Genomic DNA, 17770 nt, shown 5'->3' with positions numbered 1-17770 from the left:
GCTGTGAGCGATACGCCGGTTAAATTCCTGTTTTTTGATGTGGGCGGCGTGCTGCTTACCAATGGCTGGGGGCACGAGTCGCGCCATAAAGCGGCAGAGCGCTTCGGTATCGACTATGAAGAGATGTCGGGCCTGCACACGTTTATTTTTAATGTGTATGAGGCCGGCACGATCACACTCGACGAATACCTGGATACGGTGGTGTTTAACCATCCGCGGGATTTTACGCGCGAAGACTTTAAGGCCTTTATGTACGAACAGTCGCTCGAACTGAAAGACACACTTGCCTGGTTAAAAGAATGGAAGAAAACCTGCGGTCTGCGCATTTTCTCCATCAACAACGAAGGGAAAGAGCTAAACGATTATCGCATCAAAAAATTTAAGCTGCACGAAGCTTTTGATGGTTTTATATCATCGTGCGAGGTGGGCATGCGCAAACCCGATCCTAATATATTTAAACTGGCTTTGGGTATAGCACAGGCATCGCCCGAAGAAAGCGTGTATTTTGATGATCGCATTATGTTTGTAAACGCCGCCAAAAGGTTAGGATTTACGGCCTATCAACATACCGGTTTTGAATCGACCAGGGCGACACTTGAAAAAATAAGAAAAGAAAATAAATGATACGTCTGCATGGCGTGGAAACAAAAAATCTGTAAAAAATGAAATACGATTTTGGTATGATAGGCTTGGGTACCATGGGCCGGAACCTGTTGCTCAATATGGCCGATCATGGGGTTAATGGCGCCGGTTTTGATAAGGACGCATCTAAAGGTGTGCAATTAGAGCAGGAGGCCAAACAAGGTAACGTAAAGGGTTTCAGCGAAGTAAAGCCGTTTATTGAAAGCTTAAACACACCAAGGGCGGTAATGATGCTGGTACCTGCGGGTAAAATTGTAGACGAAGTTATTGAAGAGTTGATACCATTCTTGGATAAAGGAGATATATTGATCGATGGCGGTAACTCGCACTTTACCGATACTAACCGCAGGGTTGATTACCTGGAAAGCAAAGGTTTCCACTTTTTTGGTATGGGCGTTTCGGGTGGCGAAGAAGGCGCGCGCAAAGGCCCGAGCATGATGCCGGGCGGTGATAAGGAGGCGTATAATGTGATGAAGCCTATCCTGGAGTCGATAGCGGCAAAGGTTGAAGGTGCGCCTTGCGTAACTTACATCGGTCCGGGAGCTTCAGGGCACTTTGTAAAAATGGTGCATAATGGTATCGAATACGCTTTGATGCAGCTGATAGCTGAAACTTATGAGATACTACGTAACGGTTTGAGCTTAAGTGATACCGAAATCCACGGTGTCTTTGAAAAATGGAATGCAGGCCGTTTGTCGTCTTTTCTGATCGAGATAACCCGCGATATTTTTACTTACAAAGAACCAGGCGCCGATCATTTACTGGTTAATGATATAAAGGATGAGGCCCGCGCCAAAGGTACCGGTAAATGGACTTCGCAGGAAGCCATGAACCTGGAAACACCGATCCCGTCTATCGATTCGGCTGTATCTATGCGCGATCTGTCGAAATATAAAGCCATGCGTACTAAAGCGTCTGAAATATATGGTAGTGCGCATTCTTTAAGAGGCTATAAACATGGCAACTGGATGGGTAAAGAAGACGGTCTGAAATTTTTAGAAGAAGCATACTTCTTTAGCATGATCATTACTTATGCGCAGGGTATGCATATGCTATCACGTGCTTCGGTTGAATATAAATACGATCTGCATTTGGATGAAATAGCCAAGATCTGGCGTGGGGGCTGTATCATACGTTCTACATTTTTAGAAAATATTTACAGTGCATATAGCAAAGATAAAAACTTGGAGCATTTGTTGTTGGACGCCGACGTAGCCAATTTGGTTAAACGTGCTTCGGCAGGCATGCGAAATTTAGTAGCCGCAGCTACAAGTGTTGGTATAGCTATTCCGGCGTACGCAGCATCGTTAAGCTACTTTGATAACTTCCGTACCGAGAACATGCCATCGAACCTGACACAGGCACAGCGCGATTATTTTGGCGCGCACACCTATGCCTTGATCGGTAAAGAGGGCGTGTTCCATACACAATGGATGCCAAAATAATTTAGTGAGTGGTGAATAGTTGAACAGTGGGTGGTTTACATTCGCTATAAACAGAGACCATCAACCTTTTAATTTGTTAAAATGAAATCGACCATCAAATCACAACCTACCATATTTGTTATTTTTGGAGGTACCGGCGACCTGAGCCAGCGCAAAATTGGCCCGGCGTTGTATAACTTATTTTTAGATGGCTGGATGCCAGATCAATTTTCCATTATTGGCACAGGCCGGACTAAGCTTACAGATGAAGACTTTAGCGGCCGTGTATTAGAGGGGATTAACCAGTTTTCGCGAAGCGGTAAAGTTAAAAAAGACAAATGGGACTCTTTTTCGAAGCACCTGGCTTACCAGGTATCGGATATTAACGATTTTGAAACCTATAAAGAATTCGGAAAACGTATTGAAGAGTATAAAACCACCTGGGGACAAGAGCCTTATGTGATTTACTACCTTGCGGTATCGCCTAACTTTTTCCCGATTATAGCTTCTAATATTTCAAAAGCGCACCTGGCCGATAATCCGGAGAAGACACGCATCGTGATAGAAAAACCTTTTGGTCACGATTTGGAGACTGCTAAAGAACTGAATAAATTGTTAGGCAACATCTATGACGAAAAGCAGATATACCGTATAGATCATTACCTGGGTAAAGAAACGGTGCAAAACATTATGGCTTTCCGGTTTGCCAACTCTATACTGGAGCCGATATGGAACCGTGATAATATTGAGCACGTGCAGATATCGGTAACCGAGCAATTGGGAATGGGCGAGCGGGGCGATTATTACGATGGGGCAGGAGCTTTGCGCGATATGGTGCAGAACCATATTTTGCAATTGCTGTGCTTAGTTGCGATGGAGCCGCCGATCAATTTTAATTCGGACGAACTCCGTAACCGCAAGGTGGAGGTTTTACGTGCTATGCGCCGTTTTTCGGCCGAGGATGTGCGTATGAGTACGGTGCGCGGTCAATATGGCCGTGGGTGGATTGAAGGTAAGGAAGTGCCCGGCTACCGCGAAGAATCGAAAGTAAACCCCGATTCGAATACCGAAACCTTTGCCGCCATTAAGTTTTTTGTCGACAACTGGCGTTGGCAGGGTGTACCTTTTTACCTGCGTACCGGTAAAAGACTGCACCAGTCATCATCAGTTATCAGTATCCAGTTTAAGGATGTACCACACCGGGTGTTCCCGGCCGAGGCTACTGAAAGCTGGCAGCAAAACAGGCTTATTATTAGCATTCAGCCCGAAATGAGCATCAGGTTACAGGTACAGGCTAAACGACCCGGATTGGATATGATATTGAATACCGTGGATATGGTGTTCGACTACAGCGGTACTTATACCAGTGATGCACCCGAGGCTTACGAAACACTATTGCTGGATACCATGCTCGGCGACCAAACCCTGTTTATGCGCGGCGACCAGGTAGAAGAGGCCTGGGAACTGATTATGCCGATACTGAAAACATGGGAATCGCGCAAGAGTATCAACTTTCCTAATTACTCAGCCGACTCGTGGGGCCCGGAAACAGCTGAGGCATTAATTGCCCGCGATGGCTTCCATTGGTTTACATTGCCGCTCAATAACGGTAAAAAGAAGAAATAGCATGTTGCATATATTTGATACGACAGACGAAGTTTTGAAAGGCCTCGCCGATTATTTTGTTAGGGCTGCTGATGAAGCAATTGCTGCCAACGGCAGGTTTAGCGTAGCTTTGTCGGGCGGAAGTTCGCCGAAAAAATTGTACGAGCTTTTAGCTTCGTCAACTTATAATACTAAGGTTGACTGGCCAAGGGTGTTTTTCTTTTTTGGCGACGAGCGTAATGTGCCTGATACCGATAAAGATAGTAATGCTTTGATGGCAAAGATCGCTTTGTTTGATCCGTTAAAGATCCATCAGACACAAATATTTAAGGTAAATACAGATCTGCCCCCGGCGGATGCCGCCAAAGCATACACTGATGGCATTAATCAGTTTTTTAACCATCAACAAGTGGTTTTTGATCTGGTATTGCTGGGTTTGGGCGATAATTCACATACAGCATCTTTATTTCCACATACGCCGATATTGCACGATGATTCTGCAGGAGTAAAAGATGTTTGGCTGGAAGATCAGCAGGTGTACCGCATCAGTTTTACAGCACCATTAATAAATCAGGCATATAAAATAGCTTTCCTTGTTTACGGTGACGGTAAAGCAGAAGCCGTACGCCATGTATTGAAAGATGCAACAGATATAGACGAATACCCGGCTCAACTGATCCGTAAAGATGTGGATTGGTTTTTAGATAAGGCCGCTGCAGCAAAAGTCGTATAAAAATTTCTTGTACATATTTAAAACCTTGTACATTAGGGCTTTGATATTTGTATGAATAACAAGGCCCTTTTTGTTTTTGCTATTCTTTGGTTTTGCTTTGTGATTAAGTCGGATGCCCAGTTCGGTGTTTTGCCAAACCCGGTATTTGGCCGTAAATACACAATTGGCGAAACTTATCGTTATAAACTCATCTTAAAAGAATATCACGACGATAAACTGGCCATCGTTAGTACTTCCGTTTGTGAAATGAAGGTTGTAGCTGATGAAAAAGGTGTACCTTATGATGAGATACACTGGTTATCGAACAAGATCAGTTACGATGGTCAAAAAGTAAAAGACCGGTCGGATAAAGCCTTACAGGTAAAACCTTATCGAATTTCATTGGATACCCGCGGTTTAATAAATCTGCCTAAAATCGATGTGTGGGAAATGACGGAGGCCATACAGGATTTTAACACCTTTTTTGTAGCTGTAGGCCCACAATTCCCGGGTATGGATGATATGACCAAAAAGGGTGACAGCCTTGCGGTTGGATTCCCGGTAATTGGCAATTTTTCGAACGGAACTACGATCCTGAAAGGGCAGGACGCACTGGCTATGGGCTTTAAAATAAAAGATGTAAATGAGCGCTATGTTATACTGAGTACTTCGTTTATGCCTTTAAATAAACCGGTTTTGGCATATATTGTGTCCGAAATGGATAAACCCGTGGTGCCCGGAACGGTCAATAATTTTCAGATGGTTGCCCCGGCGGATAATGGCCTGTTTACTATTCAATACGGCCGGGAATATTTTACTATAACAAATACCATCCGGAAATCGGATGGTAAAATAGTAAAAGGAGAAATGTTCAATTGTATTAATACTATACTGATGAGCAATTGCGATGCGAATTATCAAAATCCAGCATCGGTAAAACCATATTCCGAGCGCCGGCTTTTAACTATCGAGCTTTTATAGCGGATATATAACTATTCGGTTAGTCTCTTTTCGGCCATGCTTTTTATTCTCGGCATAATAAACTTCCACCAGTTTACGGCTGATAAATAGCGTTGCTCACCATGAGCCACCGGTGTAAAATCCTTTTGTATAATGGTTAACATAGTACTGTCGTTAACGGGGCAAACGATGTATTGCGTGGTCAGGTAGTTTTCCGGAACGTCGTCTATCTTCCACAGGTTTGAGAATACTTTTTGCTCCAGGTAATAAGGAGCAACTGCTTCAGTAACCTTACCCTTCCAAATTCTCAACCTGCTTTGGTTAACGTTCAGATAATAGTCGTTGGCGCTGCCACGGCTCCAGTCGGATATGGATGTAAGGTCTTCATCTACAAGAACACTGTCGCGTGTTATCGCATCCCATATCACACTGGGTGCCGCTTTGATCATGATACTATTGGATATCTGCTGGTTCATATAGTTTCTTATTAAAATTAAACTTATAACAAATAAAATAACTATGTGTTTACAGTTGCTATTGCATTTAACAAAACCATTTTGTTTACAGGCTTAACCAGATAGGCTAAAGGTCCTGTTTTTAAAGCTTCATTAATAACCTCGGGATCGCTCACCGACGATTGATATATAAAAGGTATATGTAAATGCTCGTTGATGTATTTTGCCAGATCGATACCGGTTTCGGTACCTTCGAGCATAATATCGGTAACAACAAGGTGCACCTTATTAGCTTGCAGATCATGAACTGCCTGTACATAGGAAGCTGCAATACCGATAATTTTATGACCGGCACCTAAGATAATATGTTTCAATGAAGCTGAAATTAGGGGTTCATCTTCAACAATGTAAATGTTAAGACTCGGCATCTTTTATGTTATGGATCATGTGTTATTTAAGTAAACCAGGGGAATGTTTACTAATAACCAACTTAGTTTTTTCGTAGATGTAAATATTGTTTCTAAATTATTATTATTATGCTGTATGGACTAATTTTGGGGGTGGACAAAAGGGGGACAAATATTTAACTAAAAAGTATAAATATAATGATTCTTGTAATTAATTGATATTTAACGATATAAAATAAACACCAAAAGAAAGTCCCGGTTTTTAAAAATCCAGTATTACTGTTTCAATATCCTGATTGGGCTTAAGGCCCATTTTTTTCCGTAGTCTTTGCTTGGCTTTTTTAATCCCTTCCACCGTAATACCCAGCATATTTGCCATTTCGCGATTGTTGAGCCCCATTTTTATAAGCGCCAACAACCGGATGTCGGCAGTCGATATATGGGGATAGTTATTGGTCAGATTTGAGAAGAATGAAGTATGCACTTTGCCGAATAGTTTTTTAAACTCATTCCATGTTTCATCGGTCATGATGTGTGTCTGCACCAGGTTGCTTAACTTTTCGATCTCCATCTCATCATAAGTTTGCGATTGCATTTCTTCAATCCTTTTACGGAATTGCTCAATTACGTCGTTCTTGTTTTTTAAGCTCTTGGTATAGATCGCCAATGCTGCGGTTGCATTTCTGAGGTCTTCATCCACATTTGATTTTTGAGTAATTAAAACATCCTTATCCTTTTTCACCTGTATTATGCGGCGGCTGTACGTTATTATAAAAGCCACAAGTATCAGGAACAATAAAGCAATAATAAATGTCATCCTGATTGTAGCAATGCGCGAATTACTTTTAAGCTCGTCGATTTGTATAAGGTGCTTATCCTTTTCCCATTGCAGGCCCACCCGGTCGACAGCCGCAACGTTGTCCTGATCTATTAAACTATCTTTGGCAGCCTCATATTTCTGACGGAACATAAGGGCCTGCCTCAGATTACCTATATGTTCATCATATTCGGCCTCCAGCCTGTAAAGTTCGGTTTGATATTTTAGTACATTTGTTTTTTCCATTCGCAGCATAGTTCCTATTTGAGTAAGTTGCTGCCGCGCTTCGCTGGTTTTACCGGTTTCAACGCTTATTCTGGCCAATCTCAATAAAGCAATAGCCGCATTTAGATTCTCATGATATTTTAACGACAGGCGATAATCACTCTCAATATAAGGTAACGCTATTGCATATTGCTTTTGCATAAAATATACCGAGCCAATATTGCCATTGGCTATACCTATCCAGGCTGTATCTTTACCCGCTGTGGCAATATTGAGTACTTTTTTAAAGGTTGTAAGTGCAGGTTGATATTGCCCGTAATTGCGGTAAATCAGGCCTATGGTATTGGTGATGTTTATCCGGTTGCGTAACCTTGGAATGTCATACCTGAGGGCCTGTGTCAAATAAACTTTGCAATCTTCGTAAGCGCCGATATTGTAATAAAACGCAGCAAAATCCCATAGATATATGGTTATATCGGGCACTCGGTTTACTCCCAGCGTATTGAAAATGTCCTGCGCATCCAAAAAATACTGGCAGGCTGCGGTATTATGCTTAAACAGGGCATAGTATTGTGCTTTTTTATGGATATATATTCCTTCTTCGAGTTTTAGCTGGCGCTGCCTGGCATAGTTCACAGCCTGGTCGTAATAATACACTCCCATACTGCTAAAGCCGTAATTTACCGAGTAGTAATCGGCCCGCATTTCGTAAACAGAGCATTCTAAAGGTTGATCGCCGATATTACGGGCAATATCTGTCAAGCCGTTTAGTGCAGCCATGGCATTAGGTAACGACATCTTACGGCAGTTTGCCTTATAGATTGCGCGCGCTGTATCTACTCTTTGCTGGGCCGGTAATGCCGTGATTTTTTTAAAAAGATCCGGAAGATTTTTTTGAGACAGAGGTGGCTGTGCCTTAACAAATGCTGCTGAAAAGAGCGTAATGAGCAGGAAAATTTTATATAGTGGCAAGCGACTTGGTTTAACAGGAAACCAATCCGTATCACAATTACCTGGAGCAAATAGGGGGTGATCGGGCATCATTAAAAAATTCAGATCCGGAGCAGCTTTTCTGCGCCAAAAAAAATATTATCCTTGTACGAAAAATACAAGGGATAGTTCTATGAAAATCTTAGGCAGATCAGAATTTTTGTAATGTATACGGTGTTAATTTGTTACAGTAAAAATAAGCAATTAATAGATGATATATCCTAATTGTTGCTTTTTATTGCTTCATCCAACTCGTTAGAGCTTAGTTGCAGGAAACTGATCAGTTGCGACAGGTCGGCATCCGGATGTTCTTTGAGATATGCATGTATCAATCTGGTAATTCCCAGTATGTTAGCCAGCGGACGGCGTACGGTATGGCTTTGATGATATGATATTTTTTTAAGTGCTGCTTCTTTTTCGGCCAGTTCTCTTTTAAGATGCTCAATTTCGAAGGTTTTAAGCTGCAACTCCTTAATCAGCATAAACTGCTCCTTTTTTTGGAGATAATCCTTGTCAGCAAACAGATCGGCAAAAAAATCCTTGATAGATTTTAAGATGCCTGTTTGGTTGGTTTCCCATTTGGTCCAGGTAAACTGTGATCCGGCTGATGGTGGAGTTAAGTCCATGTTTTGTTTTTTTAAGTCTGCTATAATCGTGCGTTGATCCGGCTGGCCAGGCACCGGTTGGCTACTCGACGAGTTTAAAAACGTTAATCTTGGGTGGACGAACCTGATGTTGTTTTTGTTTGACAAAGACATTTTTTTCTTCCCTTTTCTGCCCCTGTGTGCACCAGGCAAATCAAGATTCGCCATGGTGCCCAGGTAACAGATCCCCTTTAATTAACTGATGTAAAGGTACGGCGGATATCGATGCCGGCACACCGTGAAAACACCGTATTTACATCGTGATTTAACCGGAAGATCGGGCCACACTGTACAGTGTTGTACGAAGTTAATTCACCTAAAACCTTTAAAACGGCGTATATCGGCTATATCCGGGTATATCGCAACCTGGTGCGGAGAGGCTTAAGAAAATGAAAGAATAAATAAGAAAAGCCTTTAACGGCCAATTATTGCTGCACGTAATAAAGTTCGGTACCACCGGAAGCAACCGGGGTTTCTGTATAAAAAGTTAGCGTGCCGTTAACAATTTTATAAAAGATCTTGGGCGCATTTGTATTACCATCGTATATAATACGCGTTACGGGTTGATGGTTGTATGATAAGGTATCGGTAACCACGGCATAGGTTCCGGCCTGCGTTACCTCATGGTTAACATAGTTATAATACGATTTGGGCGTGAAGTATAATACGGTATTGCTCCCCGAAGCGGGTACGGGTGCAGGGCTTTCGGCAGTACAGTTGCACGAGTTACCGGTATAAGCCCATTTGCCAACCAGCGCCGAGTTAACAGGCAGTTCAACTTGTTTCTCGCAAGCAAACATCAATATGGCCGTGAACAGCAGGAAAAGATAGGATATGGTTTTGTTCATCACGCTGCTTTTATGATAGTAATACGCGAGGTGCCGGCTGAGTGTTTCGGCACAGTGTTAATTTATTCGGTTTATTTAATTATAAATACACAAACAGAAGCTCCCGAATTTATTAATGGCTAAAGAAAAGGAATGCAGAGGTATTGATCAGGATATACTGGATGCTTACGACAGGTTGATAGCTGGTATGCCGGATATCGAGCGTAAAGGTGCTGCAGTACCGTATACATCCCTCAACGGGCACATGACATCATATATGAATAAAACCGGCTCGCTGGCCTTACGTTTACCGGCAACTATGATTGATGATTTTTTGCGAACCTACAATACCACGCTGTGTGCTGCTTACGGTGTTGTACAAAAAGAGTATGCAGTGGTGCCGGCAGATCTGTTGAAGAATACCACAGAGCTGAAACCTTATTTTGAACAGAGTATAGCTTACGTACGATCGTTAAAACCGAAGAATGCCAAAAGGTGAAACAGACCTGCAGAAGCAGGTAATCCACAAATCGCCAACTTTTCAACATCGTGGGCAAAGCCGTGGCATTAATTTAACTTTACGGATTAAATAAATCACAGGATCTGCTTTGGCTAAAGAAGCTGTTAAAGAAACACCATTAATGCAGCAGTATAATGCCATCAAGGTTAAATACCCTGGTGCTTTGTTGCTTTTTCGCGTAGGAGATTTTTACGAAACTTTTGGCGAGGACGCTGTAAAGGCTGCCGGTATTTTAGGTATCGTGCTTACCAGGAGGGCAAACGGAGCGGCAACACATATCGAACTGGCTGGTTTTCCGCATCACTCGCTCGATACTTACCTGCCTAAACTGGTACGCGCCGGCCAGCGGGTAGCCATTTGCGACCAGTTGGAAGACCCAAAAGCAACTAAAAGCATTGTAAGGCGTGGTGTTACCGAACTGGTAACCCCGGGTGTTGCCTACAGTGATAATATCGTTCAGCAAAAATCAAATAATTACCTGGCATCGCTTCATTTCGAGAAAAACAGTGTGGGCATTGCCTTACTGGATATTTCAACCGGCGAATTTTTAACCGCACAGGGCAGCAGCGACTATATTGATAAATTACTGCAAAGTTTTAGCCCCAGCGAGGTAATTATGCCCAAAGCCCGCAGTGCCGAGTTTAAAGAGGTTTTTGGCGACAAGTTCTATACCTATTATTTAGATGAATGGCCGTATAGTGGTGATTACGCTACCGAAACGCTGCTGAAGCATTTTGAGGTACGATCGTTAAAAGGTTTTGGGATCGAAAAGCTCAGCCTGGGTATCACAGCGGCAGGTGTTGCGCTGCACTATTTGAATGAAACCGAACACCGCAACCTGCAGCATATATCGGCCATAAGCCGTATTGAAGAGGATAAGTATTTATGGCTCGACAGGTACAGCATCCGTAACCTCGAACTGGTTGGTTCGGCGAATGAGAATGCAGTTACGCTCGTCGACGTGCTTGATCATACCTGTTCGCCCATGGGGGCACGAATGCTGCGCCGCTGGATTGTGATGCCGCTGAAAGAACGCAAACCTATTGAAGACAGGCTGAACGTAGTGGAATACCTGGTTGGCCATGAAGAGCTGCGTGAAGAACTGAAGCAACAGATCCGCCAGATAGGCGACCTGGAAAGATTGATATCAAAGATCGGGCTGCAAAAAGCTAACCCGCGCGAGGTGTGGCAGTTAAGAAAAGCATTGAGCTGTATTGAGCAGATCAAAAGTATCTGCAGCGCTGCCGAAAGCAAGGCATTGCAAACTATAGCGGAGCAGCTGAATCCATGTTCATTAATCAGGCAGCGGATTGAAAGTGAGATACAACCCGACCCGCCGGTAATGGTGCTGAAAGGTAGTGTGATAGCCGAGGGGATTGATGAAGAGCTCGACCGTTTGCGCAAAATAGCTTTTGGCGGCAAAGGGTATTTGCTCGAAATACAAAAGCGTGAGGCCGAACTGACTAAAATACCATCGTTAAAAGTGGCTTTTAACAATGTGTTCGGCTATTACCTGGAGGTAAGCAATGCGCATAAGGATAAAGTACCTTCGGAATGGATACGCAAGCAAACGCTGGTTAATGCCGAACGTTATATCACACCTGAATTAAAAGAATACGAGGAACAGATATTGGGTGCGGAGGAAAAAATTCTCGCACTCGAAACAAGGCTGTACAACGAGTTGCTTTATGCGCTTACCGAATACATTAAACCTATACAGCTTAACGCACACCTGATAGCTCAACTGGATGTGCTGCTCAATTTTGCTACCATCGCACTCAAATACTATTACGTTAAGCCACAGATAGACGATAGTAAGGTGATAGATATTAAAGGTGGTCGGCACCCGGTTATAGAACAGCGCCTGCCGATAGGTGAGGAGTATATCACGAATGATGTTTTCCTCGATTCGGAAACACAGCAAATCATTATTATTACTGGCCCGAATATGGCGGGTAAGTCGGCCCTGCTGCGTCAAACCGGCCTGATTGTGCTGATGGCTCAGATGGGCAGCTTTGTGCCTGCCAAACAGGCTAACATTGGTTTGGTAGATAAGATATTTACCCGTGTTGGCGCATCGGATAACCTGTCGTCGGGCGAATCGACCTTTATGGTAGAGATGAACGAAACGGCAAGCATCCTGAACAACCTGAGCGACAGGAGTTTGATCCTGCTCGATGAGATCGGCCGGGGTACATCCACTTACGATGGTATATCTATAGCCTGGGCCATTGCCGAATATTTGCATAACCATCCATCGGCGAAAGCCAAAACCTTATTTGCGACGCACTACCACGAGTTGAATGAATTAAGCAATTCATTCAACCGGATCAAAAACTATAATGTTACTGTTAAAGAAATAGGGCATAAGATTATCTTTTTACGCAAGCTGGTTCCGGGCGGCAGCGAGCACAGCTTTGGTATTCACGTGGCCAAGCTGGCTGGGATGCCGCCAAAAGTACTGGCACGCGCCAACGAAATACTGAAAAAACTGGAGGCCGAACGTACCGGCGGAGAAAGCATTAAAGAGAGCATGAAAAAGGTACAAAAACAGGCTGTACAGATGCAGATGTTCAGTATCGACGACCCGGTACTGGTAAAAATACGCGATATGCTCAACAACCTGGATGTGAATACCCTGACACCGGTTGAGGCGATGATGAAGCTGGACGAGATACAGAGGATGATCAAGAGTTAGCCCCCCGACCCCCTAAAGGGGGAGCAATTAAACCAAAATTGACATTGCTGATCAAAAACTCACCCTTTAGGGTGGCGGGTGGCTGTTGATATGTTAATAACATCCGTTACTCCCCGTCGTTATTACCATCTATTTTTATTGCATGAAATTTAACCGTTTGCACCTTATTGCAGTTATCGGGCTTATGGTGGTGTTATCATCGTGCCACTCGCGTAAAGCAGCCATGAAAGGCAAGCCCGGCGAAATAGTAAAAGCGCCGGCATCGATAGCAGATAAGTACGCCGACATGATGGGCGTAAGCAAAAGCGATATTACCAATGGCCGCCTGTATACCTTTATCGACGATTGGTACGGCACGCCTTACCATTTTGGCGGGCAGGATAAAAGCGGTATCGACTGCTCCGGCTTTGTGCAGTTGCTGCAGCAGCAGGTTTATGGAGTTACCTTGCCACGCGTTACCAGCCAGCAGGTTACGGTTATTAAACGTAAATATGAAGAAGAGTTGAAAGAGGGTGACCTGGTGTTTTGGGATTACGACGGAAAAAAATTCAGCCATGTGGGTGTTTACCTGCAAAATGGTTATGTTGTACACGCAAGTACCAGTAAAGGCGTTATCGTGGTGAGGCTGCACGACCCTTATACCTACAAATACTTTTCGCGCTGTGGCTCTGTTATCGCAACGGCGACAGAGGGGGCGTCGTTATAACCGCATTTTTTTGTATTTTTGCGCCGCTATGGCCGACAAGAAAACCGACTATTCCTTCTGGACCAAATACAAAAAGTTCGCCGGGAACGAGATATTGCTATACGTGATCATGGTGATCGGTATTATCCTCGGCATCATTATCTTTAGCTGATAAACCGCTATTTCTTTTCCATTGTCAGGGTATAATTATCACCGTCATAAACCGTCTGGTAAAAATCAACCAGGTCGGCGTACATATCTTTATCATAAGTGCCATCATTAATCTGTAACGAGCGTTTATAGATCAGCTTATTACCTACAATGCTCATACTTACCGCGTACTTGCCGAAAGGTTTATCCAGGTTTATTTTAATAGGTTTAGAAGTAATGCTGTATCCATCGGGCAGGCTATAGGTAATCTGGTCTTCATCCAGGTAGCCGCGGTTGATATAAACAGGGTTAACGCGGTTCGTCACATTCTTAGGTACGTGATTTGAGCGGTTTGCCGTATTGGGATAAAAGAAAAAACGCCCGCCGTTCTGAGCTACGTAATCGCGCGCGCTTATTTTGATATCTTCGGTTGTAACCGGCTTCAGGCTCTTATCCTGCTTTAATTGCAGGCTTTGTATCTCCAGGTTTTCAACCGGGTAAAGCTCCTTCAATTTTTTAACCTGTTCGGTAAACGTTTCGTTGATCATATAGTAACGGTTATCATATTGTGCTCCCCTGAATTCGGTATGCATATCGCCTCGCAGCTCACCGGTACTCGTCAGGGTGAATGTGCCCTTGCGTAACTGGGTGTTATCGGCAGTTGTATATTTAGGTGTACGCAGCAATATCCCACCTTCAGGTGTACAGGCTACAACCAGCCGGTCGTCGGTAAAATCGCCGAGATACCCAAAAGGATTTTCTTTACTGGTGCAGTCGACCCAGGTGGTATCATTTTTAAAAGGCATGCAAAGTATCACATGGTCGAATTGGTTCATACTGGCAAAATCGGGCAGGGCACTAACTTTTTCGCTTCCCGCCATATTTAAAACATAGTACGATTGGATGCCGGCCACGTTCAGGAGGCTTTGCGTATAATTTACCAGGGCCTTACAATCGCCATAGCTTAGCTGGTCTACTTCACTCGCTAAAAACGGACGATAACCACCAACGCCTATCTGCACGCTGACATAACGTGTTTTTTGCTGAACATATTCATAAATCCTTTTTGCCTTCAGCTTAGGGTCGCTGATGTCTTTTACCAAGTCCTTTATAGCAGCCTCGGTTTCGGGCGATAGTTTTTGCCGGTCTTTCACCAGTTTATTGTAAATAAAACTGCCGTACTCTTTCCAGTTGGTAAACGAGCCGCTGATGTTTTCATACTCAAATTTTTCGGGCGCTATTCTAACCGATGTCAGCAGCAAATCCTGATCGGGGCTGTACGGCTCGCTGCGCAGTGCCTTTAAGTTACTGATTGACCATTCGTAGGTTTTTAGGTCCTTAGCTTCGTTTGTAGCTACATTTCCTGAAAAATTGATCTGTTTGTAGCGTATGTTAAAGTCGGGTTTACACAGCAGTTTATACGAACTATGTTCGACCGAAGTGCCAACTCCCTGGCCGGGATGCCAGTCGGCAAAGAACAGGGTTTGTTTTTCGTTGGTGTCATAATCATACTCAACTGTATAAGGATAGGTTGTGATAGCCGGTTTGAATGTTTTTACGCGGTCGTCATTGAAAAGCGAAAAACCATCAACCACATTACGGTCCTGCAGGTCGCGTTCGGCTATCTTTCCAACAGGTTTTCCAAACTCGTTATAGGCAATGCCCCTGAATGATTTTAGCTGGCTGGTTTTATTATAGTAGATTGCTATTTCAGCATCGTCATCGCCATTTTTGTTTAATACAGTAACGATCAACCTGGTATGGTAAATTACATCGTTCAAACTTTTTACTTCAACGGTTACATCGTTGGCCCTGATCACCGAACTGGCATGCGGAAGGAGTTCTTTAGGTATTGATGCTGCATCGTAAGCCTGCTGGGCAAGCGTTACATGGCTTACAGCTATGGTTAACAGAAATATATACAGGTATCGCATGAATTAACGGGGCATTAGTTAGCTTTTTTGTGGAATACAACGTTGGCTTTTTGATTTTGGATCATTTTATTGAAAAACTCCTTTAAATAAGGGTATTCTTCGGGCGAGTATATTGCTTTATTAAACTGCTCAATCTGCGAGTAGCTCAAAGTATTGTCGGCAATATTAATGTCGGTTAAAAAGCGGCCGCCTTTTATCGGTAAAGCTATCGCTACTGCTGCGGGTTGAGCCGTAATTTCAAAATTGGCGGGGTAATGTAAGGTGACTACCATTTTATCTTCGGAGGCCGAACCCAGGTCCACCGGGTAACTGCGCTCATTAAGCTTGAAAGGGTTTACCGAAGTATGATCCCAAAAAGCCGGGTTAAACGAAATGTTTTCGTGGTTGAGGTTGTTGTAGGCATCGATCTCTACTTCGTATTTTTCGGTTACGGGTTTGTCAAGGCTGTCGAGGTCGGTAATCTCAGATTTTAGTATCTTAAATTTACTGTCCTTTTCGCCAAGGTTTTCCACATATTCATCAACCGAGTTGAATTTTTTAATCGCCCTGCGTTTTTCGTAAGCGGCGTAACCCAGCGAATATGTTGTTATGGTACCTTTGATCTTACCATTGTCCTGCAGGGTAAGATCGAGGTTCATCGTTGTACTTCGTTTTTGCGGGGATACCATATCTATCCAGTACGAAGGCTTGTTAAGGCTCATTACCCTTCCCTGGTCGTTTATACAACGGAGGGGCAGCATGCCAAAACCCAATAACGGATCGGTAGCATCTAACAAGTAACTTTTATTATCAATGTTTACTTTGGCAATTACATAATCAAAATTGCTGACACCCGGGTACAGCTTATTTACAAAGCCGTTATCGCGCGATGAAAGTATAACCGCCTCGGTATTAATACCGGCAGCACTCAGCGCAGCAATCAGGCTCAGGTTGATGTCGGCCGAGCTCCCGGTATGGCTTTCAAGCGCTTTCCTGATGCCATCATCGCTGAAAGCATTGTACATCCTATTCCATTTAAACGAGTTTTGAATATACCTGTACACCGCTTTGGCTTTATCGAGGCTGTCGGTAAGGTTAGCTAAAACAGGTATAAGCCGCTCCTTAAAAAGGCCCTTGCGTTTGTATTGATCGCCAAAGTCTTCATTTTGTTTTAGCTCGCGATCAATGTCCGACCACTCTTTTGTTATTTTCTCTTTCACACCACGACTGTTGGTCATCTGGGCGAGTTCGAAATAAATGGCCGATATATAATTATCAGGAGAGGTCATATCGTCCTCTTCAATAAAAGCCGGTATATCTTTAATTCCATAAGTAAGTTTGGAGCAGTCGCACTTGGTGCCGTAATAGCTGAAACATTCACTTTCCAGCTCAGCCTTATTGGTTGTTAAAGCCAAAACGCCACGCTTTGACACGTTATACTCGTAAATGGCGGGGATGTGGGCTTCATATTCCGAATAGATTTTAGGGATATCCCACTGAAATACCCATTTATGAAAATTAAAATGATAAGGCGATTCGGTTTTATACCTGTACTCTATTATGCAGCCCGGGCGCAGGTTAGGCAAGGCAAATTTTAACCGCTCGTAGTGATTGCTGATCTTCTCGTGGTATATCTTGTTCTTATCAAGATCGATGCGTTGTGTGGCGCCGTTATCATCGGTATAAAAGGTAACGCCCTCTATATCATACGCTTTTTCAAAATGATCGTTATCGCCTATATAAAGCGGGATGCTCACATCACCATGTCTGAAGGCTTTGCTATCAAACAGTTTAATTTTAATGTGATATTCATATATTAAGGGTACACCATCGTTAGTGCTAACCCATGCTTTACCAAATTCGCGTAAAACAACAGCATGTGCGCTAGTATCTTTATCATACTTTTTCATGGCTACGTCGGCAGCATCACATTTGCCATAATCAAAGTCTTGGGCTACAATACGTTGGCAGAATGAAAGAATGGAAATCAGGAGTAAAAGTTTACGCATAGCCAGCAGTTAAATTTATTTGGAAACATACTCTATTTTTCTAAAATATTAAAATACCCGCTCAAATTTAGTTAGGATACTTTTTTA

The 17770-nt window shown here is 43.3% G+C and carries 16 protein-coding genes; 9 read left to right on the top strand and 7 right to left on the bottom strand.

Annotated elements, in window-relative coordinates:
• Positions 1 to 3: 3 nt before the first annotated feature.
• From BEL04_RS05010 to BEL04_RS04990, 5 genes are all read left to right on the top strand, one after another.
• Entirely contained in the window at positions 4 to 624 is a 621-nt protein-coding gene (locus BEL04_RS05010) for an HAD family hydrolase (RefSeq protein WP_217493600.1), read from the top strand.
• Positions 625 to 662: 38 nt separating this feature from the next.
• Positions 663 to 2087 (top strand): NADP-dependent phosphogluconate dehydrogenase, encoded by a 1425-nt coding sequence (gndA, locus tag BEL04_RS05005; protein WP_066000852.1) that lies wholly within the window; start codon positions 663 to 665, stop codon positions 2085 to 2087.
• Positions 2088 to 2168: 81 nt separating this feature from the next.
• Positions 2169 to 3692 carry a glucose-6-phosphate dehydrogenase gene (gene zwf / locus BEL04_RS05000; protein WP_066000850.1) on the top strand — a complete coding sequence of 508 codons (1524 nt, stop codon included), beginning with the start codon at positions 2169 to 2171 and terminating at the stop codon, positions 3690 to 3692.
• A gap of 1 nt (position 3693) precedes the next feature.
• The gene (pgl, locus tag BEL04_RS04995) at positions 3694 to 4404 is read left to right on the top strand and encodes a 6-phosphogluconolactonase (protein WP_066000848.1); all 711 of its coding nucleotides are present in this window, start codon (positions 3694 to 3696) and stop codon (positions 4402 to 4404) included.
• 51 nt (positions 4405 to 4455) lie between these two features.
• Entirely contained in the window at positions 4456 to 5364 is a 909-nt protein-coding gene (locus BEL04_RS04990) for a hypothetical protein (protein WP_066000847.1), read from the top strand.
• Positions 5365 to 5375: 11 nt separating this feature from the next.
• Here BEL04_RS04990 and BEL04_RS04985 read toward each other — a convergent pair whose 3' ends face one another.
• From BEL04_RS04985 to BEL04_RS04965, 5 genes are all read right to left on the bottom strand, one after another.
• On the bottom strand, positions 5376 to 5819 hold the full coding sequence (locus BEL04_RS04985; protein WP_066000845.1) for a hypothetical protein: 444 nt from the start codon (positions 5817 to 5819) through the stop codon (positions 5376 to 5378).
• A gap of 41 nt (positions 5820 to 5860) precedes the next feature.
• Complete coding sequence (locus BEL04_RS04980; protein WP_083227763.1) at positions 5861 to 6226, bottom strand: response regulator; 366 nt, start codon at positions 6224 to 6226, stop codon at positions 5861 to 5863.
• A gap of 241 nt (positions 6227 to 6467) precedes the next feature.
• Positions 6468 to 8045, bottom strand: coding sequence for a hypothetical protein (locus tag BEL04_RS04975; protein WP_139112920.1), 1578 nt, complete (start codon positions 8043 to 8045; stop codon positions 6468 to 6470).
• Between the two features lie 413 nt (positions 8046 to 8458).
• Positions 8459 to 8863, bottom strand: a complete 405-nt coding sequence (locus BEL04_RS04970; protein ID WP_139112919.1) for a hypothetical protein — start codon at positions 8861 to 8863, stop codon at positions 8459 to 8461.
• A 443-nt stretch (positions 8864 to 9306) separates the two neighbouring features.
• Positions 9307 to 9729: a hypothetical protein gene (locus BEL04_RS04965; RefSeq protein ID WP_066000836.1), complete on the bottom strand. Its 423-nt coding sequence runs from the start codon at positions 9727 to 9729 to the stop codon at positions 9307 to 9309.
• Between the two features lie 115 nt (positions 9730 to 9844).
• Between BEL04_RS04965 and BEL04_RS04960 the strand changes: the two genes are divergently transcribed.
• From BEL04_RS04960 to BEL04_RS24670, 4 genes are all read left to right on the top strand, one after another.
• Positions 9845 to 10207: a hypothetical protein gene (locus BEL04_RS04960; protein ID WP_066000832.1), complete on the top strand. Its 363-nt coding sequence runs from the start codon at positions 9845 to 9847 to the stop codon at positions 10205 to 10207.
• Between the two features lie 109 nt (positions 10208 to 10316).
• Positions 10317 to 12926, top strand: a complete 2610-nt coding sequence (mutS, locus tag BEL04_RS04955) for a DNA mismatch repair protein MutS (protein WP_066000830.1) — start codon at positions 10317 to 10319, stop codon at positions 12924 to 12926.
• Positions 12927 to 13068: 142 nt separating this feature from the next.
• Positions 13069 to 13632 carry a C40 family peptidase gene (locus tag BEL04_RS04950; RefSeq protein WP_066000828.1) on the top strand — a complete coding sequence of 188 codons (564 nt, stop codon included), beginning with the start codon at positions 13069 to 13071 and terminating at the stop codon, positions 13630 to 13632.
• A 28-nt stretch (positions 13633 to 13660) separates the two neighbouring features.
• On the top strand, positions 13661 to 13783 hold the full coding sequence (locus BEL04_RS24670) for a hypothetical protein (protein WP_256389277.1): 123 nt from the start codon (positions 13661 to 13663) through the stop codon (positions 13781 to 13783).
• Between the two features lie 7 nt (positions 13784 to 13790).
• Here BEL04_RS24670 and BEL04_RS04945 read toward each other — a convergent pair whose 3' ends face one another.
• Together BEL04_RS04945 and BEL04_RS04940 are read right to left on the bottom strand one after the other, a co-directional pair.
• Entirely contained in the window at positions 13791 to 15695 is a 1905-nt protein-coding gene (locus BEL04_RS04945; protein WP_066000826.1) for a DUF3857 domain-containing protein, read from the bottom strand.
• A 14-nt stretch (positions 15696 to 15709) separates the two neighbouring features.
• Complete coding sequence (locus tag BEL04_RS04940) at positions 15710 to 17683, bottom strand: DUF3857 domain-containing protein (protein WP_066000825.1); 1974 nt, start codon at positions 17681 to 17683, stop codon at positions 15710 to 15712.
• Positions 17684 to 17770 lie beyond the last annotated feature (87 nt).

Source organism: Mucilaginibacter sp. PPCGB 2223 (assembly GCF_001705515.1).
Classification (GTDB): Bacteria; Bacteroidota; Bacteroidia; order Sphingobacteriales; family Sphingobacteriaceae; genus Mucilaginibacter.
Note: the sequence above shows the minus strand (reverse complement) of the source record. Positions and strands in the feature narration are given on the sequence as shown.